The sequence below is a fragment of the Asaia lannensis NBRC 102526 genome (assembly GCF_024054035.1).
GTDB classification, from domain to species: domain Bacteria; phylum Pseudomonadota; class Alphaproteobacteria; order Acetobacterales; family Acetobacteraceae; genus Asaia; species Asaia lannensis.
This window is the reverse complement of sequence record NZ_JAMXQU010000003.1, coordinates 315,255-340,832: the sequence shown is the minus strand read 5'-3', so window position 1 is coordinate 340,832 and position 25,578 is coordinate 315,255. Positions and strand designations below refer to the sequence as shown.

The following is a 25,578-nucleotide window of genomic DNA, read 5'->3' as shown; positions in this document are numbered from 1 at the left end:
TCGATCTGCCCCTGATGGAACCCGCCCTGATGAGACGTACCCACGCCCGAATGCCCGCCCGACGCCAGAAACTGGCTCTGGTTCTGGTTTCACTGACAGCCCTTCCCGGATCATGTCTTGCGCAGACGGCTGCACACTCCCATCCATCAGGTGGGCCCAATGCACCGGGGGGGCGCAACGCTGCCCCCGGCGATGCCAGCCTGCACGATCCCGACACGCGCAGGAGTATGACGCTCAATCAGCCAGCTGCATCGCTTGAAGAGGCGTTGACAGGGCTCGCGCGTCAGACAGGGCGGGATATCCTGTTTTCAAGCGATCAGGTGCGCGGCAAAAACGCACCGGCGCTTCGCGGCAGGCTGACGCTGGACAAGGCCTTGCAGAAACTGCTGGGCGGGTCCGGGTTGAATGCCCATATCCAGCCGGATGGTGCCGTGGTGATTGCCAATGCCGCACGCGGAAGCAATTTCGCGCATGACAGGCGTGACGACAAAACCGGGCAGGAGCATATTACGGTGATCGGTCGGGCAGAGCGTCTGGCGCCCTCGACGGTACCGCTGACGATCACCGAGCCGACCTCGATCATCCAGAAGCGGTTTATCACCAATAATATCGTGCCGCTTGCGAGTGTGGACGATATCATCAAGTTCCAGCCGAGCATCTGGACCCAGAACCCGAATGGCCCCGGCATGGGCAAGGCCGAAACGATGAGCCTGCGCGGCTTTCAGGACGGGCAGTATAACATGCTGTTCGATGGCATTCCTTTCGGCAATGCAAGCGACCTGCACCATACGACGTCGTCACTGTTCATTTCGCATTTTCTGGGACAGGTGCAGGTCAATCGCGGCCCGGGCACGGCATCGACCATAGGCAATGCAACATTCGGCGGCACGATAGGGTTCGAATCCCGCAATCCAGCCAAGAGCTTCGGCGTGACGCCCTATGGAACCTACGGCAGTTTCAATACCCGTGCTGGCGGCGTGGAGGTCGATTCAGGCAAGACCCGTTTCGGTTCGATGGTGCTCGACCTGCAACATGAGGAGACCGATGGCTATCTGACCGGCTCGGGCGAGCGACGCAATAACCTGCTTTTCAAGGATGTGGCCCAGCTTGGAGAGAGCACCACATTGACGCTGCTCACCACCTATAACTGGGAAAACCAGAATACGACCCAGGGCGCAACGCTGGAACAGTATCGCAAATACGGCAGGAATTATGGCCTGTGCAGTAACCCTGCGCTGCAATGCTATGCCGGTTATCAACCCAGTACCTATACGGCGGATTTCGATTACATCGACATCAAGAGCCGCGTCCTAGCCTGGCTCACGGTGGAAAACCGTCTTTATACGAACGGTTTCGAGCATGATTACACGGAATCGACCGACGCCAGTTCCGACGATCCGGCAGCGAATGGCGTGACCTTCTATTCTGCCAGCGGCAAGAAGCTGGCCACCTACAGAAACGACGTGCCCGGTAAGTATGCCGATGCCAAGTTTCGCGATTACGGCGATACGCTGACGTTCAAGGCTCATACGTCGCAGGGCGATATACTGCTTGGCGCGTGGGCCGATCTGCAGGATGACAGGCGCTATACCTATGCGCTCGACCTCAGCAAAGGCGGCATTATGGTGCCCGGCAAGAACGGTTCAGCCTATAGCTACGATATTTCCGACTTCAATACGACCGTTCAGCCCTATCTCGAATTCGACTGGAAGCCGTTCAGGAACACGGTCATCAAACCCGGCATCAAATATTCCTATTTCCGTCGCGATTACGATGCCGCGGTCAACAAATCGACCAAGGTCCCGCTCAGCGCCACACAGAAATTCAGCTCATGGCAACCTTCGATTTCGGCAAACCAGATCATTCTTCCTGGCTGGAGCGCCTATGCGCAGATTGCGCGCGGTTTTCTGGCGCCACCCATGAGCGTGTTCCAGACGCAGAATGTCGGCAATGTCAGCCCTGAAACCACACTGAACTATCAGGTCGGCACGGTGGTGCAGCAAAAGCGCTGGACGCTGTCCTTCGACGCTTATTACATCGATTTTTCCAACTATATTGCCTCGGCGCAGATCAGGGTGCCGGGTTTTGGCACGCAATCGACGTCAGTCAATAGCGGTGGTGCAATCTACAAGGGGCTCGAAGTCGAGGGGCAGTATGCCATAGGCAGGGGCTTCTCGCTTTACGGCAATTACAGTGTGAACGATGCCCAGTACAAGCACAGCTCTGTCCGTGTGGCTGCCACGCCGAATGTCCTTGCCTCTTTCGGGCTGCTTTATGACGACAATAAGGGGCCTTATGCCTCGATTATCGGCAAATTCGTTGGAAATCACTGGGGGCTCGACAGTACGACTGACAGTGCAGGCAAGACGGTTTTTGCCAATCAATACCGTATTGGCAGCACCACGACGGCCGACCTCGCTCTTGGCTGGCATTTCAAGAAACTAGGCGGATATATGCGCGACGTGACGCCTAGCCTGAAGATCTCGAACCTGTTCAATAACCGGGCTGTCAGCGATTTCGCCGGCAACCAGTCGGCAGCCAGCGCAGGTTATCCCGATGGCGCTCCGCTCTACTGGCGTCTGGCCGGTCGCAGCGTTTTCTTCAATCTGACGGTCACCCTGCCATGAACCGCTTTCGTATGCGTCGCACGGGGTTCACGCGTGGTCTCGCGCTTTGCTGCGTGATTATGGGGCTTGTAGCAGGCGCGACAGGCGCCTGGGCAGGTAGTCCCATTGCGCTTTCTGCCTCTCCTCCCGGTCCGAATGCCGTTCTTCAGCGTGTCGTTCTCGTGGCGCGTCACGGCATAAGAAGCCCTACGCACGAGCCTGCCTCGCTGAAAGAGGAGACCGGTCTGGACTGGCCCGACTGGCCCGTCGCTTCCGGCCAGCTCACACCTTATGGGCGCAAAACGCTCGATGCATTGATGCGCGATATTGCGCGCTTTTATGATTTCCCGTGCAGGTTGCCAGGTACATTCTGCCTCACGAAGGATGAGCCGGTTATCTGGGCGGACTCAGCCGATGACAGAACGAGAGAAAGCGGTCAGATCATGGCTGATGCTTTCTCATCGACGCGTCGCCTCCGGGCGCGCTCTATGGCGCCGGGTCAGCGCGATCCGGTTTTCAACGCGGTAACGCCCGAGTTCATCGCAGCCCATCGCGACAGGCTGCTGGAGGAAACTGCGCGCATTGTGGCACTGGATCGTCGCGCGCGTCCGCCCAGCGTCATCGAGGGGCTTCGGGCGCTTCAGGCAACGATCGCACCGCAGGGCTGTCAGGTGAAAGACCGGCCCTGCTACACGGCACAGCTCGCCCTCTCGGAGAACAGGGAACGCCCGATGGTTTTGGGTGGTGCGGCGCGTGCGGCCTCGGTCGCTGAAAATCTGCTTCTGGTTTACGTCGAGGGCCTTGAGAGCACGAGGCATGGATGGCTGGGTCAGATCGAGCCGGGGCTGCTGTTCACGGTCGTTCCCGTTCATGATTACTTCTCGGATCTGACACGCCGTCACGGTGTGCTGATTGAAGAAAAATCCCGTGTGATGGTGGGCATGATAGAAGCCTTTTTGGCAGGGCGGGATATTGCGCTCGGTGATGGCACGCCGGTGAGGCGCGAGACGCGCGTGCTGGCTTTTGCCGGGCATGACACGACCCTCGATGCGCTGGCGGGTCACTACGGGATCGACTGGCGCTTCAGCGACCAGCCCGATCGCACGGCCCCGGACACGACGCTGGCCTTCGAACGCTGGCAGAAGCCCGATGGAGAGATTGTCTATCGCGCACGGGTTTTTCATCAGTCTCTCGCATCGCTGCGCGCCGGTCAGGGAAACCCGAACCCACCTCAGGATGTCACACAGGTGCCATCCCGATAGGATCGAGCGATGGGGCTCCGAACTGCTGGAGGTGTGACCCGTTCACGGCATGAACAGGCGCGCAGACGCCACGCTTTTCGATACAGAACGTGTCGTGAACGCTTTTTCTCTATCGTGAAGGGTCGAAGCACCAAGATCGCTCTTGGCGGAGTCGGTGAAATTCGCATAGATCGCAGATCATGACGAGCGCTCTTCTCTCCCTGCCACTCTGGATGCAGTTTCTGACCGGGTTTATCCTGCTTGGTCTTGGGCTGATGTTCATTCTCATGCCGTTCTCGATTTTCGGCGTGAAGCCGCGCCTTGAGGAGGTCGAACTCCAGCTGAACGAGGTGCGAGCCGAATTGCGCATTATCGCCATGCGTCTTGCGCAGGGGGCGGGAGAGACAGGGCCATCGGGCGAGCCGATCTACGCGCCGCCACGCCGTGCGTCGCAGACCAGTGTCGAGGCCACCGTGCGCCCTGTCGAACCGGTCAGGAGCGCAGAACCCATGCCATGGTCCGCGCAGGCGGCGCGCCAGACGACCGCGCGAGCTGTTCCGGTAAATGAGACTCCCAGGCACGATCCAGCTTCGCGCCCGTCAGCTGGTACGCGTGAGCCTGTGGTTGAGGAGCGCCGTGAGCGACCCGTTTCTCCCCCTCCGGCGCGGGATGATTACAGCTATGCGGAATCGGGTGCGCAGGAAAATATCGAACGCATTCTTCGCCCGACGCATTTCGAACCGCCACCTTCGCGCGAGGCCCCGCGGCCGCCCATGCCGCCCTCGGGCAATCCCTCGGCGTCTCCCGCTGCCCAGCAGGCGTCGCGCCAAAGCAATGACGAGGCCTGGCGGCTGAGAGACCATCGTCAGGAAATGGCGCCACGCGGGGCAGGGGCCGAGGCCGAAAAGCTGCGCAATGCCGAGGAGGCCGGAGCCCGTCGCATGCGCTCGGAGCCTACCTTGCGATGGCCGCCCCGCCCCTGAGAGGGAAGGGGGCTGGAACGTAGTTCAGGTCTCGGCGCCCCGGTGCTGCTGGTTGGGAGAGATCTTGGCATGTAATCCCCATATATCGGGACAAAGTCTGGCGGTATCACGCCGGTAACTCCAATGTGCAGGTTGCAAAATATAATTTAGAAATCGGAAATATGTCTCCCGGAACGTCGTAAAATCAAGGGAGAAACAGGCGCCGGACTATCCGAAATCTGCCGGGAGATTTCTGTTCTGCAACGATGACTTTGCAGAGGCGCTATCCTGTTTGCTTTGTGTCGTATTATGTCCCTTGCCTGCATCATGCAGGAACAAGGAACGACGATCATGTCTGGTACACAGACCCCCCGAAATCTCCCGGCAGATCACTTTTCAACGCGTCAGGGCTATGCGCGGCGTTCGTTGCTGGCCGCAGGACTGGCGGGTGGGGCCGCTCTCTTCACGACAGCGACCCGTGCGAATGCAACCGCCGTGAACGATGATGGCGGTGATGCCTTGCCGCAGGTTCCTCCGGCCTACAGCGCCGGAGCGATCAAGCCGGGGCGTGGGTCCCAGCTTGCAGGGCGTGTTGCCGTGGTAACGGGAGCAGCGCGTGGAATAGGGCGTGCCATCGCGGTCGAATACGCGGCGAACGGGGCTGATGTCGTGGCGCTCGACATCGCAGGGCCGATCAGCACGGTTGCCGATGCGGTACCTGCAACTGGCGATGAACTGGATGAAACGGTCAGACAGATCCACTCATTCGGCCGGAGGGCGCTCGCAATCAAGGCCGACATCAGGCAGATCGGCCAGCTTCGTGCGGCCGCTGATCAGGTCATGAAAACATTCGGCAAGATCGATATTCTGGTTGCGAATGCGGCAATCCAGGGCTGGAAACCCCTGCTGGACATGAACGATGCCGACTGGGACGATCAGATAGAAAACAACCTGAACGGTACAGCGCGCACCCTGCGTGCCTTTGTGCCGCATATGACAGGCAGACCCGGCGGACGTGTGCTGATCGTGTCCTCCATGCAGGGGCGCCATGGTACGAAGGGCGGCGCGAGTTACTCCGCCTCGAAATGGGGACTGATCGGCCTGATGAAATCGGCCGCCATGGAGTTCGCGCCTTACGGCATGACGGTCAATGCCATTATTCCGGGACTGGTCGGCACAGCATTGACGCTGAACCCGGAGCGTCTTGCCGCCATTGAACAGCAGGTGCACCACAAGGTGTCGGGCCCCGTCAGCCCGGCTCAGGCATGGCGGGACAGGGCCAGCACAGAGGTCGAACCCATCGGCTGGCTCCGACCCGAGGATATTTCCCCGATCGCGGTTTTTCTGGCTTCGGAAGCCTCCGCCCTTACCACCGGCGCGGAATTCGAAGTCAATGGAGGCGACAGCGCCCTCATGACCTGAAGATGGATTGCCGCACTTCCGTGGCATAGTCTGTTCGGGAGTGCGGAGCCGGCTAAGTGCCGACTACCGAAGCTTCACATCTGCCATGGCCATTCTTTGGAGAGGCGCGTGCCTAAGTCCGCGCTAGATATTCAATTCCCTATAATCGTAATTGGTTGTGTTGGAAAATATGTATTTAATAATACGTATTATTATGGTTTTGGAAAATAAAACAATATATCATTAATAATTCAACTGCTCGGGCAGTGGATTTCCGCCCAACCTGATATGAGATGATCAAAATTTCGAAAATTGAAGCAGGCAGACCGGCCACGATTAGTCTGGTTCGGGGAGTTTTGATACTTATCGTTACGCAGTTATGGAGATGCGCTTTTTTATCAAAGTGTGAATAAAGGCTGTCGTTGAGAAAGCGTGATTGTATTCCTGATGATACGTTGCTTGAAATGCTGAGCAAACGATCACCCCCGTCGATTGTGTCGAGCGGTTATGTCGGTGGTGAACCGATATCTGATATCTCGGGTAGAGAAGTATTTTATGAAGTCAGAAAAGGCAGAATGCCTCATCGAACATGTCGGGCGGTATACACTCTCCCACTATAAAAAGAGTGCCGATACTATAGTTGTGGTATTTGCCTCTGCTGGTGCGCGCCTGGCTGGCCCTATTGAGGAATTCAAGGGTTCTTTACGTAAGTACAAGGTGTCTATGCTTTTCGTGCTGGATAGTGAAGCATCGTTCTTTGCAAAGCCAGAGACGATCGCCATGTTCGAAAAAGTTGCCGAGATTGCTGGACAATATGACAAAATCGCGGTCATGGGCGAGTCCATGGGTGGATCTGGCGCTCTGATATTTCCCAGGTTCTGTCATAAAATCGACCGAACGCTTGCGTTCTCCCCATTGTATAGCTTCGGTTATCCTTTCAGCAATTTCGCCTCGGGGCCCCGAGACGGTCATTCTCCAATTTTCTGGGCCTTCGACTCTGATGATAAGGCAGCCAAGGCACGTTCAGTGCTGATTTATGGTGCACGTCAGTGGCAGGATGCCGCGCATGCAGGGCAATATCTGCTGCATGGCTATGACGTGCTGACGCTCGCAGGTGCCGGTCATCTGGTCGCATCCTATCTCAAAAAGGGATACGATCTGAATTATCTCGCGAAGCTGCTTGATCTGTTTCTCGACTTTTCGATCCAGTTCGACGCCGGCCTTGTCAGGGATGCTCTCGCACCGGTTCTCGCGGAATATGGTTCGGATGAGCGGGAGTGGTCATTCGAATCTGCTATGAAGCGTGCTCATTTGCGGGTCGCGCATGTTACTTTGCCGGGACCTCCGGAGGGTGCAATCGATCTGGCAAAAGGCCGCCCGACAGAGCAGAGTTCGGTTTGTGAGTATTCAGCAGGAAAGACCACAGCAGAGGACTCAGCCAGGGCGCTATTAGATCCTCCCCCGGAGTTCTACGCATTTCATACCGATCTGGAAAATCGACCTTGGTGGAAGGTCAGTTTGGACAATGCCGCCGAAGTCGAGGAGATACGGATCTATAATCGTATAGACACGCATGCAGAGCGTGGATTGAGATTTACGATCGATGTGCGTGAGCATGGTCGTTGGAAATCTGTGTTTCGAAAAAACGACGACTCTATCTTCGGCGGGATCGATGGAACGCCGTTCATCTGGAGACCTGAGCAACCCATCCGCACGAGAGAGATCAGGGTACGATCACTCCTGCATGAGGATTATCTGCACTATCAGAAAATAGAAGTATTTGGACGTATAGGGTCAGGTCTTCCAGGGTCGGAGATTTTGCCGAGTCCTGAGTGTATCGACCTGGCCCTCGAACGACCAACTAGCCAGAGTTCGATTTGTAAATACTCGATAGGCAAGACGCCTGAGGAAGATTCGGCAAACGCGGTCAGTTCGCGCATATATCGACCCTATGCTTTTCACACCGATCTGGAAAAAAGGCCATGGTGGCAGGTCGACCTTGGTGCGCATGCCCTTGTTGAGGAAATCCACGTCTATAACAGGTCCGGAGACGAGGCATCTCGCGGACTATGCTTTGTTTTCGAATCTCACGAAAATGGCCGTTGGGTAGTTATACATCGCAAATCTGATGGTAAACCGTTCGGGGACCTGAATGGTGAGCCCTATGTCTGGAGACCGAAAAAGAGACGAGAGATTACGAAGCTTCGAATTCGTCTCTCCTCCGAGGATTACCTGCATTTTCAGAAGATAGAGGTGCTGGGTGTACGGATGCCTGTCATGGTCTCGGATGAGGGTTAAAAAATGTTGGCTGCAGGACCGCTCGCGCTCCAGTCCATATAATCAGGACTAAGGTTTTGTCGTGAGATATGCCACCAGGCGGCGTTTATCGCTTAACCATGGTGGCAGAACCCGCACCTGTAGCAGTCTCTCCCAGTATATCAGGGTAATCAGCCACTAAAAAACGAAACCGGCCTACCGTTGACGGATCAGCACCAGATCGTCGCGGTGGATCAGCTCGTCCCGGCCGGAATGACCGAGACATGCCGTGATGTCTTCCGAGCGGTGGCCGGCAATCAGGCGTGATTCGGAAGCGTCGTAAGCCGTGAGGCCGCGACCGAGTTCGTGGCCGTCTTCGTCGAGAATGACGACCAGATCGCCCTGATTGAATGTTCCTTCCACCTGACGTACCCCTGCCGGGAGCAGTGAGCCGCCATTATGAAGGGCGCGTACGGCGCCACGATCGATAATGACGCGGCCTTTCGTTTCCAGCGCGCTGGCCAGCCAGCGTTTGCGTGCCGAACCTGCGTCTTCCGCGGCAAGGAACCAGGTGCAGCGCCCCGTATCGAGCAACTGGCTGATCGGATGCGGGGAGAGACCGGATGCAATGGCCATGCGTGCGCCCGCGCGTGTCGCAATCTGTGCGGCGAGGAGTTTGGTGTGCATGCCACCGGAGGAGTACCCGGGCGGTGGGGCGCCGCCCATGGCCATGATCGACTCTGTCAGAGCCGTTACCTCAGGAATGTGCTGTGCATTCGGATCGAGACGGGGGTCGGCGGTATAAAGCCCATCGATATCGGAAAGCAGGATCAGTGTATCGGCACCGATCATCTGGGCGACGCGAGCCGCCAGACGGTCATTGTCGCCGAACCGGATTTCGGTTGTGGCGATGGCGTCGTTTTCATTGATGACCGGCACGCAGCCCAGGCTGAGCAGGGTACGCAAGGTTGCCCGTGCATTAAGGTGGCGCGCGCGATCTTCAGTGTCGTCGGGGGTGAGAAGCAGTTGACCTGCCGTGAGGTCCTGCAGGGACAGGGCTGCGCTCCAGGCCTGGGCCAGCTGGATCTGGCCGACACTGGCGGCTGCCTGCTTTTCTTCCAGGCGGAGCTTTCTCCCCACCATGCCCAGGCGCACGCGTGCGAGCGCGATCGCACCCGATGACACGACGACCACGTCGGTCCCCTGGCGTCGCAATCTGGCGATATCCTCGCAGACCGTGTTCAGCCAATGATGGCGAAGCGCTGCATTTTTGGCATCGACAAGAAGGGCAGAGCCGATCTTGATGACAACACAGCGCGCTTCGGCCAGTCGATTGGTCACTGATTACTCTCGCGTTCTTCCAGACGGTATTCGGTAACGCGATCCTGCACGATGCGCAGCAATTCGGCCAGTCCTTCATGGGTTGCTGCCGACAAGGTGAACACCTCGGCACCGGATGCCTTGGCAAGGGCCTTGGTCTTGGCTGTGATCTGCGTCTTGGTCAGGGCATCGCATTTGTTCAGCACAATGATTTCCGGCTTTTCGGCCAGGGTCTCGTCATAGGCGGCGAGCTCATTGCGTATCATGCGGTAGTTCTTGACCAGCTGACTCTCCGTGCCGTCCAGCAGATGGATCAGCATGGCACACCGCTCGACATGACCCAGAAAGCGGTCACCCAGACCTGCGCCTTCGCTGGCCCCTTCGATCAGCCCCGGAATATCGGCAATGACGAATTCTTCGGTCGAGGAGAGACGCACCACACCGAGCTGCGGATGCAGCGTGGTGAAGGGATAATCGGCAATTTTGGGCTTGGCGCGTGAGCAGACCGAGAGGAGGGTGGATTTGCCGGCATTGGGCAGCCCCACAAGCCCGACATCGGCGATCAGCTTCAGGCGCAGCCAGACCCAGCGTTCCTCGCCCGGCCAACCCTTGTCTGCGCGACGTGGTGCCCGGTTGGTGCTGGTCTTGTAGTTGGCGTTACCGAAGCCGCCATCGCCGCCCTTGCAAAGCAGCACTTCCTTTCCGGCCTCATCGAGGTCGGCGAGCATGGTCTCGCGATCGTCATCGAAAATCTGCGTGCCGATGGGCACATTGATGATCACGGTTTCGGCTTTTGCGCCGGTGCGGTCGGACCCTGCACCGTTGCCACCCTTGCGGGCGCGGAAATGCTGGGTGTAGCGGAAATCGATCAGTGTATTCAGGTTCGGTACGGCGCGGAAAATGATATCGCCGCCGCGTCCGCCGTTACCGCCATCGGGGCCGCCGAACTCGACATATTTTTCACGACGGAACGCGACAACACCATCCCCGCCATCGCCGGAGCGTACATAAATCTTGGCCTGGTCGAGGAATTTCATGGTCTGTCTCGTCTTCGTCCAACAATATCGTTCAAAACAAGAAAGGCCGGCCCAAGCGGACCGGCCTCTCCCGTCAACTGGTATTGGCCAGTCTTTTATTCTGCGGCTTCTGCCAGCGTCACGGAAACGTGGACGCGGCCTTCGGCGCGGCGCGTGAACTTCACAGCGCCATCGGCGAGGGCGAACAGGGTGTGGTCACGACCGACACCGACATTCGAACCGGCCATCATCTTCGTGCCGCGCTGACGGACGATGATGTTGCCAGCAACGACGGCTTCGCCACCGAACTTCTTGACGCCGAGACGGCGGCCAGCACTGTCGCGTCCGTTACGGCTCGAACCGCCTGCCTTTTTTTGTGCCATGGAGGTCTCTCCTTCTCTCTAGCGTCAGTTACGCTGCGTTGATCGCGTCGATGCGCAGGACGGTCACATGCTGACGGTGACCGTTCTTGCGGCGGCTGTTCTGCCGGCGACGCTTCTTGAAGATAATGACCGTGTCCAGACGATCCTGGGCGATCACGGTTGCCGTGACGGTGGCTCCAGCGACCAGCGGAGCGCCGATCTTGATGCCTGCGTCGGAACCGACTGCAAGAACGTCAGAGAAGGTGATGGTCGAACCGGCTTCGGCTTCGAGCTTCTCAACCTTCAGTGTGACCTGCGGGGCCACGCGATACTGCTTTCCGCCTGTGCGGATGACTGCGAACATGTCTAAACTCTCTATCAGTCCGATCTCTTGGCAATTTTGCCGGGGTTTTCCCCCAGTCGGCATTGCCCAGTCGCTTTTTATTATTGGCAGGCCCGCACACATGTGACTGCGCGCACTCCCGCGAGGGGGGCTCACTACAGGAGGCAGGGCGCAGCCGTCAATAATTATCGCGCGACCAGACCTCTAAAAGATGGTTCCGCAAGAAGGTCTTTCGCGATGGCCCAGATTACAGGGCAGGGATGGCATGCGGGAGGGGCCGAAAAATACGATAAAAAATTCTGCTGCCCCTCTTGCGCAGGGGGCAATCTCGCCCCTATAAGCCGCCCACGACCAGGTTATCCTGCTACGGAGAGGTGCCAGAGTGGTCGATTGGGACGGTCTCGAAAACCGTTGTGCCTTCACGGGCACCGTGGGTTCGAATCCCACCCTCTCCGCCAGACCCCATAATGATGCCCCTGCAAGGGCAGGCGGGTCCGAAACCATCCCAGAAATCAGCGCTATTCAGCCCGATCCCGGACTCGTTCCGTCTTTTCGGGGCGGTCTCTACGTTTGCCGTGCCATTTTCGCTGACAATATCCTGGGGACACGCTGCGCCAGTTTCACCCGCGTATCACCGTACCAAAGCAATCAGCGCGCCCAACGGGTTGGTGTCGGTAGTCCTGCGCCGGAGTGGCCCCATTACGTCCCGCCCCGTTACGCCCCGCCCCGTTACGCCACGTAACGCGATGCCCGCTTTGCAGGGAGCCCGGCGACGAGGTTTCCATATTCAAGGTGGATGCATTAGAGAAGGCAGCATTCAAGCAGGCCCGGATCGGGGCATCAACAACAGGAACAGGATCAAGATCGTGCAAAACGACCTTTGCCCGCAATGCGGTAGCGAACACATCTATCAGGACGGTGCCTTGTGGATCTGCCCGGAATGCGCCCTTGAATGGAGTGTGACCGCGACGGCGCCGGTATCGGAAGAGGATGAGGTCGTTCGGGACGCCAATGGAACGATCCTGTCGGATGGCGACAGTGTGACCGTCATCAAGGATCTCAAGGTCAAGGGATCGTCTTCGGTCATCAAGGGCGGAACCAAAATCAAGGGTATCCGTCTTGTCGACGCGAGCGATGGGCACAATCTCTCATGCAAGATCCCCGGGGTCGGCAGTATGAATCTCAAGTCCGAGTTCGTCCGCAAGGCATGAGAAACGACAATGCCTGAGAGACGGCGAGAGAAGAAAGGGTGAGACGGCGATGTCAGGTGGTTCCGGCGATCACGCGATGCTGCATCCCCGGACCCGACTGACACGTCGCACAATCCTCTCCTCGTCTCTTATGGTTTCCGCGGCGATGCTTGCGGGTTGCCATGGGCCGTCCCGCTCCGATGCGCCCGAACAGATCGCGCTCTGGGCGCAGACACCTCCGGGCGGCGGTGGCCCAAGCGGGCCTGAGCAGGCGACGGCCAGGGGTGCGCTGTACAATATTACCGAACCCCGTCTTGAAGTGTTTCGACCTGCTCGTCCCAATGGGAGCGCGGTCCTGATTGCAGCCGGTGGGGGGTATCAGCGTATCGGCATGCAGAGAGAAGCCTATCCTGCTGCGCGCTGGCTGACAGCACGCGGGATAACGGCTTTTGTGCTTGTTTACCGACTTCCGGCAGAGGGGTGGGCCGAAGGGCCGGTCGCGCCCTTGCAGGACGCAAGGCGTGCGCTCGCCATTATCGGGCATCACGCCTATGGCTGGGGGATCGACCCTGCACGCGTTACGCTTCTGGGCTTCTCGGCAGGGGGGCATCTGATGGGAATGACCGCAACGTCCTGGCCAGGGTCGGGGCCTTATGCCGATTCTGTCGTAGCCAGGGCGGATCTCTCCTCCGGCGTAAGGCCAGTCGGTGCCGCGCTGATCTATCCGGTAATCACGCTCGAAAAACCTTATGATCACACGGCGACCCACCGCGACCTCGTCGGGTCGAATGCCAATGCGCAGGATGCAGCACTGTGGTCGGTGCAAACCCATGTCGGCCTCGGCTATCCGCCGGTTTTTCTTACCCAAGCCGATAACGACCGAATTGCCAACCCGTATAACGCTGCGCTGATGGCGCGGACCTGTACAGCAATAGGAACGCCGGTCGATTATCATCGATTGCCTAGCGGTGGGCATGGCTTTGGTATGGGTGAGCCAAGCAAGGTGACATCGCTCTGGCCACATTGGTATGAGGCATGGCTCGGGGACCGCTTCCTGATTTGACGGGTACTCCCGTTCTGTCGGGTTTCCTCAGACGGCCGTTCTGACGTGACGGCGCCCCATGACGTAGGTCGCGGCAATGGAACGGTCGTCGCCCAGCATCGACAAGGCGAACAGCAGATCCGATACCGTCTCGGCGCGGTCTGCGCGCTGCTTCAGAAGTGGCGTCGCATAGGGATCCAGAACGCATAGATCGGCTTCCCTGCCGATTTCGAGCCTGCCGATCCGGTTTTCCAGCCCCAGTGCGTCTGCGGCGCCGGCAGTCGCCAACCAGTAGGCCTGTATGGGGTGCAGGCTTGTCTGGTGCGATTGCGCAGCGCAATAGGCATCGTTCATGACACGGAGCATCGACAGGCTGTTGCCCCCGCCGATATCGGTGCCGAGCGCGACATGAACGCGCCTGTCCGATCTGAGCGCGTCGAATAATCTGAACGCCCCGCTGCCCAGAAATGCGTTCGAGGTTGGGCAATGAGCAAGGGTACAGCCCTTATCGGCGCAGCAGGAAAAGTCGCGCTCATGCATATGAACGGCATGACCGAAAATACTGCGTGGACGCACCAGACCGGCATGGTCGTAAACATCGAGATAACCGGACCGATGTGGAAAAATCGTGCGAACCCATTCTTCTTCCTGAACGGTTTCCAGCAGATGGGTCTGCATGAAAAGGTCAGGAGACGTATCGAGGAGTGCTCCGGCAAGAACGAGCTGTTCCTCTGTGCTTGTCGGCGCAAAACGCGGCGTGACGGCGTAAAGCTGTCGTCCGGTGCCGTGCCAGTGGTCGATCAGGCGCCGGGACTGGTCGAAGCCCTGTTGCGCTGTATCGCGCAGATAGTCCGGCGCGTTGCGATCCATCAGAACCTTGCCAGCGATCATGCGCGTATTGCGCTTGCCGGACTCGGCAAAGAACGCATCGACCGACTCCGGGTGTACCGTGCAGTAGACAGCCGCCGTCGTGGTGCCATGATCGAGAAGACTGTCCAGAAAGCTGGAAGCAATCGCTGTGGCATAGGCACTGTCGGCGAAGCGGCGCTCTTCGGGAAACACGTACCGGTCGAGCCATGAAAGCAGCTGCTCGCCATAAGAGGCGATCACGCCGAGCTGCGGATAATGGACATGGGCGTCGATGAAGCCAGGACCGATCAGATGTCCATGATGATCGATAACGGGCAGGGAAGGGGCGAGGCCGGGCGAAAGGGCATCGTACGATCCGACCGCTGTGATGCGGCCGTTCTCTATGACGACCAGACCGTTCGTATCGGCTTTTAACGCCTCTTCCGGGGGCATATCGAACGGATTGCCGGCAAAGCGCAGTGTCGTTCCCCGCAGGGCGAGGCTTGGCGCCTTGTCGGTCATCGCGGTTCTCTCAGAAGCTGATGGCTGGTGCAACCATGCGTTTCATCCAGAAAAGCCGCATTGGCAACCAGCTCGTCTCTGATCACCACGAGATAGGAAATGCCGCGTATCAGTTCGAGTCGTGTCACGAGATCCTGCTCGGTGCGGTCGAGTTCACGCAGGCGTCGTACCGCAGCCGCTGCGACACGCGCCGGGCGGTCATGGCGATCGCGTGTATATTCCATACGATCCAGCAGGAGCTCGATAGGGCGACGTGCGGTTACGGGTAGATGCTCGCGGTCGAGAAGGGTGCGCAATCTGATGACGTTCAGACCGATTGTCATGACCGCCAGTGTGCCTTGCAGATAGCTTTCGACCACGGGCAGGGGCGAAGGGCCTGCATGACGGATCAGCCGGGCGAAGCGGTCGATATTGCGGCCGATCCAGGCCCGCGTTTCGGGTGCCTTGCGCAAATGGCAAAGGCTGCGCAGTTCGGACAGCATCTGACGGCGCAGACGCAGGCGCTCTGATTGGGGATTGAAAGGCAGGAAAGTGTGGAACACCAGCACAGCCGCGCAGGCGGCCATGACGGTCGCCATCGAACCGTTGAAAAAGGCAATCTCGTTCAGGCGATGGTGGTTCTGGACATTGACCATGCTCGGCATGAGCAGGCCATAGGCAGCTGCAGCCCCAGCGGTTGCCGCATTGGCGCGCGCAAGCCCACCGATGAACATCGCCGGGCCGAATGCCATGATGAACATTTCATAGGTGTCGAATTTCGGCACGAATATGAATGTCAGGATTCCGCCAGCAATGACCGACCAGATGGCGCCCTTGAGAAAGGCAGTCGTTCCAAGCACAGGATTTTCCTGCGTGGCGAACAGCCCACAGATCAGCGCCGTCATGGAAATAAAGCCCGTTCCGTTCGGCCAGGCCGTAACCTCCCAGACTAACGCAGTGAACAGAATCGCTGCCATCACACGCAAGCCGTTATTGATGGCATTGCGCGGATCGCGATGCGACTGGAGCCTGAAATGAAAGCGGTCCCGGGGAATGAGATGGGTACTCGCATCATATTCGATGATGGCGACTTCCAGATCGTTGAGCAGTTCACCGAGCGCCACATGCAGAACACGCTCGTCGATCGGCCCGAGCGCAGGCACGTTGTCCTGTGACGAGCGCAGGAAGGGCGCTGCATGAATGCGGCATCCCTCGATCAGGATATGCAGATCGGCAAGAATGGAATGGACGGGCTCACCCGATTTCAGTCGGCCTTCCAGACTCCGCAGAAACTCCTGAGCGTGATGCGAGGTCTCCCTGAAACTTCCATGACTGTGGGAGAGGGCAGCCAGACGCGTTGCCATGCCGAACCCGCGTGACAGCAGGATCGAGACTGCAGCAAGCGCGGCGCGGGCGTGATCGCCTTCGTGACCGTGCGGCCCCATCTCGATTTCGGCGAATTCGATCTCGCTGTTCAGGCGCAGGATGGTCGCGAAGAGTTCGCGCGCCTTGCGCTGTGTGCTTGCCGCATCCGAGAGAATATCGGCAATCGACAGCGAGACGAGAGAAAGCGCGGTTTGCAGTTTGGTACGCACCGCCTGACGGGCCTGACGCTCCTGACTCGTCGCAAAAATGAGCCCCATTCCGGCTTCGCAGATCACGCCGAGCGCAATGTAGGTCGAACGCGAGACCGCAATCATGAAGACATTATCGGGATCGTAGACCGCACCCATCGCGATGATCGCACAGGTGTAACCTGCCAGAACGAGGGCATAGGCCCGGAAATTACTGACGAACGTCGCAAACCCGGCGCACACACCCATCCATAGGGCAAGGACGAGAAAGAAAAGAGCGGGCTGTTGGGGGAAGACCGTAAAAAGCCCCACCGCAGCGGTGGCCCCCATGATTGTACCGACGATACGCCAGCGTGCCTTGGAGAGGCTTTCGCCACGCGTGCCCTGAGCCACGGCCCAGACGGTCATTGTTGCCCAGATCGGGCTGTCCAGCTCCATCCACATGGCGGTACCGAGTGCCAGAAGGGCGGCAATTGTATTGCGTAGAGCGAATTCTACTGCCTGGCCAGTTGGCGCGTAGAGCCATGCCCAGCGATCACGTCTGACCAGAGTGTTGAAACGCGCGATGGTGTTGCTGGCGGGTGGCATGAGCAGCGACGCGAAGCGGCTGGCATGCGTTGGGAAGCGGGGAAAAGGACGCAAGGGAGAAGACCGGTATCTTGCCTGGCTGAAGAGCGAGCTGGAAGCGATGACCCGGGCTGGAATGCGTCGGGATGGCGGCAGAATAGAGCAGCGCTGTCCAGCTATCGTCTAAAGAATCGGTAATAACGGGCATGTTTGTAAAGCCCCAAGCATTCTGTGGATCGGACATAACGCTGTAACAATGAACCGATAGTTAACGTTCGTTATTGCTTGGTTCATGTCCCTCTCAGGGCGTCTGTCGCAACCGTCGGGGCTCCCGGGGGAGGGAGACTCGTTGAGGATGACAACCAGTCCCCACGGCGTTCAATGGAATAATTTATGAATAACCGCAGGTAAAAAAGCAGAATCGATCATGAAAAGGGCGAGCCGAAGCGTTACAGCGGCAGGGCGAAGAGATGCATCGCGCTGGCAGCATATGCCCGGAGTCTTTACCTCGGTAGGGGCGTATCGCCCGGGAATTACGTAGTTCAGGGCGGTAGAGTCACAGAAACTGCAACGCTAACGCAAAGAAATATATCGTTAAATAACCGACAAATCCTTCAATCGTCAGGATTGTTGGTGCGTGGAAAAAAAAATCCTCGCGCAGGGGAGGATTTATCAAAAATTTTACCAAAAACTTCTATTATTGTTTTGACGAATATTGACGAGGTGAACAAGAAAAAGGATAAAACAATAGCACGGGAAGAAATTTTTTCTTGTGGGCAGATCGAAATCATTGTGAATTCAAGTGGCTTTTAACGAAGCAAGATCGGAAGTATAAATTTCGGTAGATAAATCGTTAAACCTATTTACCTCGTAAAACTGATGCTATAAAACACCCGGTTAAAAGAGTTAAACTTCAACAAAGAGAAAATAAATGTCTGAGTCTGAAACCAATGTCGCTCTTCTGGAGCTGACCGCACAGATCGTTTCCTCTCACGTTGCCAACAATTCGATGGCTGGCGACGACGTTCCTGGCATGATCAAGCAAGTATATAACGCGCTTCAGGGTGCCGGTCAGGCCGACCCCGAGCCGGAGCGCCCGCAGCCTGCCGTGCCGATCAAGCGCTCAGTATTCCCCGACTATATTGTGTGCCTTGAAGACGGTAAGAAGCTGAAGATGCTCAAGCGTCATCTTCAGAGCGCTTACGGCATGACGCCGGAACAGTATCGCGAGCGTTGGGGCCTCCCGAGCGATTACCCGCTGGTTGCACCGAATTACGCAGAGCGTCGCTCGCACCTCGCTCGTGAAATCGGTCTGGGTCGCAAGATCAATGCCGGTGCCGATGCTGCTGCGCGCGCCACGGCTGAAGAAGGTGCCGAAGGCGAAGATCGTGCTCCCCGTCGCGGTCGCGTCAAGAAGGCCTGAGGGTAAAAAGACCCGTCAGCAATAATTACCCTGTAGACGTGTCGCAAAAGGCAACTCATCCTGTGATGAGTTGCCTTTTTATTTGTCTGACAGGGGAAAACGATGGCGGCGTTCAATCGTCAGGATGACGACTCCGGTCCTGCGCTGGTTCAGCAGCGCAAACGCCTGCTCCTGTGGCGCGGCGTCGCTGTCGCGGCCCTTGCAGTCGCTGGCGTGTCTCTCCTTGCTCCGGGGCGGCATGGCACCCCACACGATTCCATTGCGCGTCTCGAGGTGAAGGGAGTTATTGGCAACAACATGCGGCCCACGGTTGAAGCGGTCGAAAGGGCGGAACACGATCCTCGTATCCATGGATTGCTGCTCGTCATCGATAGCCCCGGTGGCGGAGTGACGGGTGGAGAAGCGGTTCACGATGCAATTGAATCGTTTGCGGCGCATAAGCCCGTTGCGGTGTCGATGCAGGGCGTTGCGGCTTCGGCTGGCTATATGATTGCGGTCCCTGCGCAGCGTATTTTTGCCTATCCCTCGACGATTACCGGGTCGATCGGTGTCATTATGATGCGGCCGGATGCATCGGTACTTCTCAATCGTCTCGGCGTGAGCGCCGATACGATTACTTCCGGCCCCATGAAAGACCAGTCGCAGCCTTTCACCGCGCTCAAACCTGAAGGGCGCGCGATGTTGCAAGGGCTGGTCAACGATCTTTTCGACCAGTTCGTGACCATGGTCGCAAAGGGACGGCATCGCCCGGCGGACGAAATCAGGCAGCTTGCCGATGGGCGTCCCTATACGGGGCGTCAGGCCATTCCGCTTCATCTGATCGACCAGATCGGCGACGAGGACGGAGCGGCAATCTGGCTGCGCAGTCAGATCAGGGACGGCAAGGACATGCCGATCAGGAAACTCTCGGCCGAAAAGCCGCCGAGGACATTGTGGGAGCGACTCCATCATCGATTCGTCGGGTCGTGGTTCGGACTACCCGAAGCGATCGAGCAGATGGCTGCCTATCAGACGCTTGACGGTGCGGTCGCCATTTTGCCACGGTGAGAGTCGAGATCTCCGGGGCAGGACGTATCCTGCCTCTTGTTTTCACAGAAATTGCTGAGTCCCCAATGACGAAGTCCGAACTGATCGCAGAACTCTCGGCTGCCCACCCGCATCTTGCAGCGCGCGATGTGGAACTGATCGTGCAGACGATCCTGACTGAAATCAGTTCGGCATTGTCGCGTGGCGATCGGGTTGAAATCCGCGGGTTCGGTGCGTTTGTCGTCAAGAAACGCGATGCCCGTCAGGGGAGAAATCCGCGTACGGGAACGTCCGTTGCCGTCGAAGAGAAAACGATTCCCTTCTTCAAGGCGGGTAAGGAACTGCGTGAGAGGGTCAACGCTCATGCGGGCAAAAGAGGCTGACACGACAGGCACGGTCTGTCGTTCCGGTCACGACCGGACGTCCTCAAGTTCCGCAAACCCTGGTGACATCTGATCGCGCCGCGAAAGACCCGTGAGGGATGGTGCTGCGCACGCCGCGATGACTGCCAGCAGAGGCACTCCGGGTATTTTCGCTTACTGACGTGAGGACTGGATTTCGCTCAGAAGGAAATCGCGCAGCACCGTGATGCGTTTCGACATCTTGAGCTCTTCCGGATAGACGAAAAATGCCTCGACTGTCGGGACGGGTTCCTGCGGCAGAATATGCACGAGCTCGGGATGCGCCTGGGCCAGATAGGTCGGGACGGTTCCGATGCCCGCACCATTGGCCAGAGCGGTGGCAATGGCAGGAAAGCTGTTGATTTCGAGTTTGTTGCGCACGGAACCATGACATTGGCGTCGCACCAGCTCAAGCAGCCAGAATGCATCCGGGAGTGGGGGGGAGACACCAGCAAATCCGACAAGTTGATGCTGGCCCAGTTCGGCAATGGTCGTGGGCGTGCCATGCTGATCGAGATAGCTCCGACTGGAGTAGATCGGCATGGGGAAATTCGCCAGATGACGCTGGATCAGATCGGCCTGTCTGGGCGGATGCATGCGTATGGCCACATCGGCCTCGCGCATCCCGAGATCGAGATCCGTATCCTCCATGATGAGGCTGACCTCGATATCGGGATGCAGGACCAGAAAGCGCTCGAGCCGCGGCGCAAGCCACCCCAGACCGAAACCGGATGTGGTGGTGATCTTGAGTACGCCCTTGGCCTTGACCTTGCTCTCGCTCAGATACGCCTGGGTAAGCGAAAGCTTGGCAAAAACTTCCCGAACCGTGTGATTGAGCGTTTCGCCCTGCTCGGTCAGGATCAGACCGCGTGCATGGCGATGGAAGAGGGGTACGTTGAGTGTTTCTTCCAGGGCGGAAATCTGGCGCGATACGGCAGACTGGCTCAGATTGAGCCTGTCGCCCGCATGCGTGAACGATCCGGCTTCAGCGACCGCATGGAAGATTCGCAGTTTGTCCCAGTCCATGCGTCTTTCCTAGAGAGCGTCCCCGACCGCAACGAAACAAGCCCATCTCGAGGGAGTCTCCTCTCGATGTCGTCTGCGGTCATCTCGTGGTGAAGACACTGACTTGGCAGCATTCCACGGCGCTGCCAAGTCATTTTATGCACGGGAACTTACGCAGAAATAACGATTCGTCCCTCAGGACAATCCAGCCAGAAGATGCTCGGCTTCGAGAGCTGCCATGCAACCTGTCCCTGCTGCAGTAATCGCCTGCCGGAATTTCTTGTCCTGCACGTCGCCCGCCGCGAATACCCCCTCGACCGAGGTTCTGGTGCTTCCCGGCACTGTCAGGATATAGCCTTCGGAATCGCAATCGAGCGTATCCCGGAAGGGGTCGGTATTAGGGGTATGGCCGATTGCAACGAAGACACCGTCGACATCGAGTGTCTGGACGCTGCCATCAAGCGTGTTGCGCAGCTTCACGCCGCAGACAGTTTCGGGTTTTCCCGATCCCAGGATTTCCTCGACGGCATTGTTCCACAATACGGTGATCTTGGGATTGGCGAACAGACGATCCTGCAGAATGCGCTCGGCGCGCAGCGTGTCGCGTCGATGAACGAGGGTTACATGATCGGCGTGATGGGTCAGATAGAGCGCTTCCTCAACGGCTGTATTGCCGCCACCGATCACAGCAACCTTCTTGCCGCGATAGAAAAAACCGTCACAGGTGGCGCAGGCCGATACGCCGCCGCTCTGCAGGCGCGCCTCGGAAGGCAGGCCGAGCCATTTGGCCTGCGCTCCCGTCGCGATCACCACAGTACGGGCCAGATACTCAGCGCCTGAATCTGCCCTGAGGCTGAAATAACCCTCATCCGTTTTGCGGTCGAAGCGGCATTCCGTGATCAGGTCGTAATGGATTTCCGTGCCGACATGCTCGGCCTGAAGGCGCATCTGTTCGACAAGCCACGGTCCCTGTACCGGTTCGGCGAAGCCTGGATAGTTCTCGACTTCGGTTGTAATGGTCAGCTGACCGCCCGGCTGCAATCCGGCCACGAGAATCGGCTTGAGATTGGCACGGGCCGCATAAATGGCTGCCGTATACCCTGCGGGGCCTGCGCCTATGACAAGCAGGTCGGTCTTGAAGGTCTGGCTCACTGGTAGTGTCCTCGATCGGGGCCGGGGCCGGGACCCCGTGGTGATATGACGTGACAGTTGTGACGAGACAACGTGATAGAGACATGGCTCTTGGTTCAGGATGCAGATATAGGTGATGCAGCGCGCCTGCCAACCGACTAGTTTAGACCGACCCCACGGTGACGATGACTGACCACAGCGAAGACGACCATATTTCCCATCCCCTTTCATCGAAGGGCGACTCGCCACAGGGGGGATCGCCCTCAGGGGGCATGCATGCGGCAGGACCGTCTTCCGTGCTGTCCGGCACGGGTATTATCGATCTGGACCCGATCGACAGACAGATCGTCGCCGAGTTGCAGCGCGACGGGCGTATGACCAATGTCGAGCTCGCCAGACGCACCGGTATTTCTGCGCCGCCCTGCCTGCGCCGCGTTCGCCGCCTTGAGGAAATCGGGGTGATCGAGGGCTATCATGCCGATGTCGATGCTTCGCGTCTGGGATGGTCGCTCACGTTCTTCGCCCTTATCGGCCTCGAAAGCCAGAAGGGCAGTGTGCTCGAGGCGTTCGAGGCGGAAGTAGCTGCCTGGGCGGAAGTGCGCGAGTGCCACATGATTCGTGGCGGGGGCGATTTTCTGGTGCGGCTCGTCGCACGCGATGCTGCGCACCAGAATTATCTCACCAAGAAACTGACCGATCTCGATCACGTCGTGAGGGTTCAGACGCTTCAGACCATACGCACCAGCCTGAGCCGCGCTGGCGTTCCCGTATGACCCTGCCGCTTCCGGCGGAGCTTACTCTCGTCATCCCCTGTTACAACGAGGCCGCAAATGTCGTTCCCCTGATCGAAGGGGTCAGGCGGGCACTGGATGGCATGCGGTGGGAGATCGTATTCGTCGACGATGATTCTCCGGACGGGACCTCGCGCGCGGTCGAACGCTGCGCATGCGAAGACCCGCGTATACGCCTCATAAGACGTGTGGGGCGCCGGGGTCTTTCATCTGCCGTGATCGAAGGCGCCTTGTCTTCGACCGCACCCGTCATTGCGGTGATGGATGGCGATCTGCAGCATGACGAGGGGATATTGCGCGACCTCGTTGTGCCCTTGCTGGAAAACCGGGCCGATATTGCCGTGGCAAGCCGCCATGTCGAAGGCGGGGATAGCAGTGGCCTCGCCAATCGCTGGCGTCACCTGCTTTCGCAGGCAGGCATACGCCTTGCCCAGTCCATTCTGCCCATGCCGCTCTCCGATCCGATGAGCGGATTTTTCGCCCTGCGTCGGGAGATGTTCGATCGGGCCGTTCCCCGCCTTACGGGGACAGGGTTCAAGATCCTTCTGGAGATTGTGCTCTCCGTTCCGGAAAAGGTCCGTCTGGTCGAGGTGCCGTTCGTCTTCAGGCCCCGTGTTGCGGGAGAGAGCAAGCTCAGCCCTCTGGTCATGGTCCAGTTCCTTGGCATGCTGATCGAGCGCGCCTGCGGGGGATGGCTTCCCACGCGTTTCATTATTTTCGCGGCCGTCGGACTGGTCGGGATTGCGGTCAATCTCGTCGTTTCCGAGCTGGCACGGTATGCAGGGGCCGATTTCAGGGTCGGGCAGATTATCGGTACCGCCTGCGCCATTCTGGCCAATTTCCAGCTGAATAACCGCATCACCTATCTCGATCGCCCCTTGCGTGGCAGGCGCTGGCTGCCCGGCCTGCTGATCTTTGTGATTGGCGCCACAATCGGGGCTTTCGGGAATATCGGTGTGGCGCAACTCCTTTACGAAACACATGGACACTGGAGCCGCGCGAGCGCTGCGGGAGCGGTGATCGGTGTGGTGTGGAATTATGCGATTGCCTCTACCCTCGTCTGGCGTTGATCCTTCCGGCAGGACATCTGCCCGTTCGGAGCCGTTTCGTTTGTGGGGGATGCAGGCGGGTGCCGCGACGACCCTGTTCTGGGTGCTTCTTGCCGGGCTGACTATCCTGCGGCTCGGTCTGGCCGCGAGACTGGGCATCACGCCCGACGAGGCCTATTACTGGCTGTGGTCGCGTCATCTCCAGCCCGGCTATCTCGATCATCCCCCCATGATCGCGCTCTGGATCAGGCTTGGAACCGCGCTTTTCGGCAATGACGGTTTCGGCATCAGGGCGCTCGGTCCGGTTTTTGCCCTTCTGGGTTCCGTCGCCCTGATCCGGGCCGGGGAAGATCTCTTTGGATCCAGGGCGGCAGGATATCGTGCGGCTCTGCTTCTCAACGCCACATTGATGCTTGGACTGGGCGCCGCGACGGCGACGCCGGACACGCCGCTCGTGTTCTTTCTCGCGCTCGTGCTCTGGTCGCTCGGTCGTCTTGTCGCGACGGGGCGCCCCGTCTGGTGGCTCTGCACAGGTCTGTTCTTCGGGCTGGCTTTCGATAGCAAATATACGGCGGTTCTGCCGGCTCTCGGCTGCGGTCTCTGGGCCCTATCGACCCCTTCGGTTCGGCGACACGTATTCTGGTTGGCGGGCGGCGTAGCGACCGGACTGACGGCTATCGCGCCGGTCCTGTTCTGGAACGCCACCCATCACTGGGCGAGTTTCGTCAAACAGGGGGGCAGGGCGGGTGACTGGCATCCGCTGCGCGCCATCGGTTTTCTGGGCGAGCTGATCGGGGGGCAGATCGGCCTTGCTACACCCGTCGTCTTCATTCTGTTCTGCATCGGAATCGTGTGGTGTCTCAGGCGTGCAGGGGGCGATTCCGTCGCACGGCTGTTGGTCTTTTTATGCCTCGTGCCGATTGCCGTGTTTGTTCAGCATGCTTTTGGAGGGCGTGTGCAGGCCAACTGGCCGGTGGTGCTCTATCCTGCGGCCTCGCTTGCTGCTGCAGTCTCGATCCACCGCATTGGCCCTGCCTGCGCCACCGGCCTTGGCCTGACACTTGTCGTGACCGTTCAGGGGATTTTCGCGCCGCTACCGTTATCGGCCCATCACGATGTGATTGCCCGTCAGACCGCCGACTGGTCCGGATTGTCGAACCAGGTGAGGGCCGCCCTGCCGCCAGGGCGTGCACTTATGGTCGGTGATTACGCTCTGGCAGCGATCCTGAGTTTTGAGGCCCCCAGGGCCGCGGTTTACAGTTACGACACACGCTGGGCTTATCTGGGCAGAGCAAAACAGTCTCCCGGCCCTTCCGTCCTGCTTTTGCGCGATACCGAAAAGCCCGATCTTCCGCGTTCCTGGCTTGGGGCGCCTCTACCGGCACGCCCGTGTCGCAGGCTCAGGGGACAGGATCTGGTCTGTTATCGTCTGTATCCGGTCGATCCGCCAGCCGATATGACGTTTTATCGTCTGCCCTGACCGCAGGGCGTACTCCCGTGTTCCGGATCGGGAGTTTCCCGT

22 protein-coding genes and 1 tRNA gene are annotated in these 25,578 nt (G+C 58.6%); 15 read left to right on the top strand and 8 right to left on the bottom strand.

The features are described 5' to 3' along the window. The first annotated feature begins 29 nt into the window (after window positions 1-29). From NF685_RS06395 to NF685_RS06375, 5 genes are all read left to right on the top strand, one after another. Window positions 30-2,627 carry a TonB-dependent receptor domain-containing protein gene (locus NF685_RS06395; protein ID WP_252849013.1) on the top strand — a complete coding sequence of 866 codons (2,598 nt, stop codon included), beginning with the start codon at window positions 30-32 and terminating at the stop codon, window positions 2,625-2,627. Then, window positions 2,624-3,868 (top strand): histidine-type phosphatase, encoded by a 1,245-nt coding sequence (locus NF685_RS06390; protein WP_252849012.1) that lies wholly within the window; start codon window positions 2,624-2,626, stop codon window positions 3,866-3,868. The genes NF685_RS06395 and NF685_RS06390 overlap by 4 nt, the downstream gene beginning before the upstream one ends. A 179-nt stretch (window positions 3,869-4,047) precedes the next feature. After that, complete coding sequence (locus NF685_RS06385; protein WP_252849011.1) at window positions 4,048-4,830, top strand: hypothetical protein; 783 nt, start codon at window positions 4,048-4,050, stop codon at window positions 4,828-4,830. Window positions 4,831-5,160: 330 nt separating this feature from the next. Beyond that, a complete protein-coding gene (locus tag NF685_RS06380) occupies window positions 5,161-6,231 on the top strand; it encodes an SDR family NAD(P)-dependent oxidoreductase (RefSeq protein WP_252849010.1) in 1,071 nt (356 codons plus the stop codon). A 534-nt stretch (window positions 6,232-6,765) separates the two neighbouring features. Further along, a complete protein-coding gene (locus tag NF685_RS06375; RefSeq protein WP_252849009.1) occupies window positions 6,766-8,508 on the top strand; it encodes a discoidin domain-containing protein in 1,743 nt (580 codons plus the stop codon). 174 nt (window positions 8,509-8,682) lie between these two features. Here the strand turns inward: NF685_RS06375 and proB are convergent, their stop codons facing one another. The 4 genes from proB to rplU all read right to left on the bottom strand — a co-directional run bounded on the left by proB (window position 8,683) and on the right by rplU (window position 11,528). Then, entirely contained in the window at window positions 8,683-9,807 is a 1,125-nt protein-coding gene (gene proB / locus NF685_RS06370) for a glutamate 5-kinase (protein ID WP_252849008.1), read from the bottom strand. Next, window positions 9,804-10,823, bottom strand: coding sequence for a GTPase ObgE (obgE, locus tag NF685_RS06365; protein WP_252849007.1), 1,020 nt, complete (start codon window positions 10,821-10,823; stop codon window positions 9,804-9,806). The genes proB and obgE overlap by 4 nt, the downstream gene beginning before the upstream one ends. A gap of 95 nt (window positions 10,824-10,918) precedes the next feature. Further along, window positions 10,919-11,185: a 50S ribosomal protein L27 gene (rpmA, locus tag NF685_RS06360; protein ID WP_222547100.1), complete on the bottom strand. Its 267-nt coding sequence runs from the start codon at window positions 11,183-11,185 to the stop codon at window positions 10,919-10,921. A 28-nt stretch (window positions 11,186-11,213) separates the two neighbouring features. Next, window positions 11,214-11,528: a 50S ribosomal protein L21 gene (rplU, locus tag NF685_RS06355; RefSeq protein WP_222547101.1), complete on the bottom strand. Its 315-nt coding sequence runs from the start codon at window positions 11,526-11,528 to the stop codon at window positions 11,214-11,216. Between the two features lie 347 nt (window positions 11,529-11,875). On the opposite strand from rplU, the gene NF685_RS06350 reads away from it, so the two are divergent. The 3 genes from NF685_RS06350 to NF685_RS06340 all read left to right on the top strand — a co-directional run bounded on the left by NF685_RS06350 (window position 11,876) and on the right by NF685_RS06340 (window position 13,760). Next, a tRNA-Ser gene (locus NF685_RS06350) sits at window positions 11,876-11,965 on the top strand. 408 nt (window positions 11,966-12,373) lie between these two features. Continuing rightward, window positions 12,374-12,718, top strand: coding sequence for a zinc ribbon domain-containing protein YjdM (locus tag NF685_RS06345; protein ID WP_252849006.1), 345 nt, complete (start codon window positions 12,374-12,376; stop codon window positions 12,716-12,718). Window positions 12,719-12,767: 49 nt separating this feature from the next. Next, window positions 12,768-13,760 (top strand): alpha/beta hydrolase, encoded by a 993-nt coding sequence (locus NF685_RS06340; RefSeq protein WP_252849005.1) that lies wholly within the window; start codon window positions 12,768-12,770, stop codon window positions 13,758-13,760. A gap of 27 nt (window positions 13,761-13,787) precedes the next feature. Here NF685_RS06340 and guaD read toward each other — a convergent pair whose 3' ends face one another. Beyond that, window positions 13,788-15,110 (bottom strand): guanine deaminase, encoded by a 1,323-nt coding sequence (gene guaD / locus NF685_RS06335; RefSeq protein WP_252849004.1) that lies wholly within the window; start codon window positions 15,108-15,110, stop codon window positions 13,788-13,790. Then, window positions 15,107-17,305 carry an FUSC family protein gene (locus NF685_RS06330; protein ID WP_252849003.1) on the bottom strand — a complete coding sequence of 733 codons (2,199 nt, stop codon included), beginning with the start codon at window positions 17,303-17,305 and terminating at the stop codon, window positions 15,107-15,109. The genes guaD and NF685_RS06330 overlap by 4 nt, the downstream gene beginning before the upstream one ends. Before the next feature lie 558 nt (window positions 17,306-17,863). Between NF685_RS06330 and NF685_RS06325 the strand changes: the two genes are divergently transcribed. From NF685_RS06325 to NF685_RS06310, 4 genes are all read left to right on the top strand, one after another. Further along, window positions 17,864-18,043 (top strand): hypothetical protein, encoded by a 180-nt coding sequence (locus NF685_RS06325; RefSeq protein ID WP_252849002.1) that lies wholly within the window; start codon window positions 17,864-17,866, stop codon window positions 18,041-18,043. A gap of 118 nt (window positions 18,044-18,161) precedes the next feature. Beyond that, complete coding sequence (locus NF685_RS06320) at window positions 18,162-18,653, top strand: MucR family transcriptional regulator (protein WP_252849001.1); 492 nt, start codon at window positions 18,162-18,164, stop codon at window positions 18,651-18,653. 102 nt (window positions 18,654-18,755) lie between these two features. Beyond that, window positions 18,756-19,700: a signal peptide peptidase SppA gene (gene sppA / locus NF685_RS06315; RefSeq protein ID WP_252849000.1), complete on the top strand. Its 945-nt coding sequence runs from the start codon at window positions 18,756-18,758 to the stop codon at window positions 19,698-19,700. Window positions 19,701-19,765: 65 nt separating this feature from the next. Then, the gene (locus NF685_RS06310; RefSeq protein WP_222547106.1) at window positions 19,766-20,062 is read left to right on the top strand and encodes an integration host factor subunit beta; all 297 of its coding nucleotides are present in this window, start codon (window positions 19,766-19,768) and stop codon (window positions 20,060-20,062) included. Window positions 20,063-20,215: 153 nt separating this feature from the next. Here NF685_RS06310 and NF685_RS06305 read toward each other — a convergent pair whose 3' ends face one another. Beyond that, window positions 20,216-21,106, bottom strand: coding sequence for a LysR family transcriptional regulator (locus tag NF685_RS06305; RefSeq protein ID WP_252848999.1), 891 nt, complete (start codon window positions 21,104-21,106; stop codon window positions 20,216-20,218). Window positions 21,107-21,280: 174 nt separating this feature from the next. Then, on the bottom strand, window positions 21,281-22,237 hold the full coding sequence (gene trxB, locus NF685_RS06300) for a thioredoxin-disulfide reductase (protein ID WP_252848998.1): 957 nt from the start codon (window positions 22,235-22,237) through the stop codon (window positions 21,281-21,283). A 251-nt stretch (window positions 22,238-22,488) separates the two neighbouring features. On the opposite strand from trxB, the gene NF685_RS06295 reads away from it, so the two are divergent. From NF685_RS06295 to NF685_RS06285, 3 genes are read left to right on the top strand one after another with little or no spacing between them, the layout of a single operon-like run. After that, window positions 22,489-22,989, top strand: a complete 501-nt coding sequence (locus NF685_RS06295) for an Lrp/AsnC family transcriptional regulator (protein WP_252849086.1) — start codon at window positions 22,489-22,491, stop codon at window positions 22,987-22,989. After that, window positions 22,986-24,077 carry a glycosyltransferase family 2 protein gene (locus NF685_RS06290; RefSeq protein ID WP_222547109.1) on the top strand — a complete coding sequence of 364 codons (1,092 nt, stop codon included), beginning with the start codon at window positions 22,986-22,988 and terminating at the stop codon, window positions 24,075-24,077. The genes NF685_RS06295 and NF685_RS06290 overlap by 4 nt, the downstream gene beginning before the upstream one ends. A gap of 49 nt (window positions 24,078-24,126) precedes the next feature. Continuing rightward, on the top strand, window positions 24,127-25,536 hold the full coding sequence (locus NF685_RS06285; protein ID WP_252849085.1) for an ArnT family glycosyltransferase: 1,410 nt from the start codon (window positions 24,127-24,129) through the stop codon (window positions 25,534-25,536). Window positions 25,537-25,578 lie beyond the last annotated feature (42 nt).

What these genes read in the sequence shown, in the direction of transcription:
- NF685_RS06340 (WP_252849005.1), top strand. Translation starts at nt 12,768, where the DNA reads ATGTCAGGTGGTTCCGGCGATCACGCGATGCTGCATCCCCGGACCCGA.
- NF685_RS06395 (WP_252849013.1), top strand. Translation starts at nt 30, where the DNA reads ATGAGACGTACCCACGCCCGAATGCCCGCCCGACGCCAGAAACTGGCT.
- NF685_RS06285 (WP_252849085.1), top strand. Translation starts at nt 24,127, where the DNA reads ATGCAGGCGGGTGCCGCGACGACCCTGTTCTGGGTGCTTCTTGCCGGG.
- NF685_RS06380 (WP_252849010.1), top strand. Translation starts at nt 5,161, where the DNA reads ATGTCTGGTACACAGACCCCCCGAAATCTCCCGGCAGATCACTTTTCA.
- NF685_RS06295 (WP_252849086.1), top strand. Translation starts at nt 22,489, where the DNA reads ATGCATGCGGCAGGACCGTCTTCCGTGCTGTCCGGCACGGGTATTATC.
- guaD (WP_252849004.1), bottom strand. Translation starts at nt 15,110, where the DNA reads ATGACCGACAAGGCGCCAAGCCTCGCCCTGCGGGGAACGACACTGCGC.
- NF685_RS06375 (WP_252849009.1), top strand. Translation starts at nt 6,766, where the DNA reads ATGAAGTCAGAAAAGGCAGAATGCCTCATCGAACATGTCGGGCGGTAT.
- sppA (WP_252849000.1), top strand. Translation starts at nt 18,756, where the DNA reads ATGGCGGCGTTCAATCGTCAGGATGACGACTCCGGTCCTGCGCTGGTT.
- rpmA (WP_222547100.1), bottom strand. Translation starts at nt 11,185, where the DNA reads ATGGCACAAAAAAAGGCAGGCGGTTCGAGCCGTAACGGACGCGACAGT.
- NF685_RS06290 (WP_222547109.1), top strand. Translation starts at nt 22,986, where the DNA reads ATGACCCTGCCGCTTCCGGCGGAGCTTACTCTCGTCATCCCCTGTTAC.
- NF685_RS06385 (WP_252849011.1), top strand. Translation starts at nt 4,048, where the DNA reads ATGACGAGCGCTCTTCTCTCCCTGCCACTCTGGATGCAGTTTCTGACC.
- NF685_RS06305 (WP_252848999.1), bottom strand. Translation starts at nt 21,106, where the DNA reads ATGGACTGGGACAAACTGCGAATCTTCCATGCGGTCGCTGAAGCCGGA.
- NF685_RS06320 (WP_252849001.1), top strand. Translation starts at nt 18,162, where the DNA reads ATGTCTGAGTCTGAAACCAATGTCGCTCTTCTGGAGCTGACCGCACAG.
- rplU (WP_222547101.1), bottom strand. Translation starts at nt 11,528, where the DNA reads ATGTTCGCAGTCATCCGCACAGGCGGAAAGCAGTATCGCGTGGCCCCG.
- obgE (WP_252849007.1), bottom strand. Translation starts at nt 10,823, where the DNA reads ATGAAATTCCTCGACCAGGCCAAGATTTATGTACGCTCCGGCGATGGC.
- NF685_RS06310 (WP_222547106.1), top strand. Translation starts at nt 19,766, where the DNA reads ATGACGAAGTCCGAACTGATCGCAGAACTCTCGGCTGCCCACCCGCAT.
- NF685_RS06390 (WP_252849012.1), top strand. Translation starts at nt 2,624, where the DNA reads ATGAACCGCTTTCGTATGCGTCGCACGGGGTTCACGCGTGGTCTCGCG.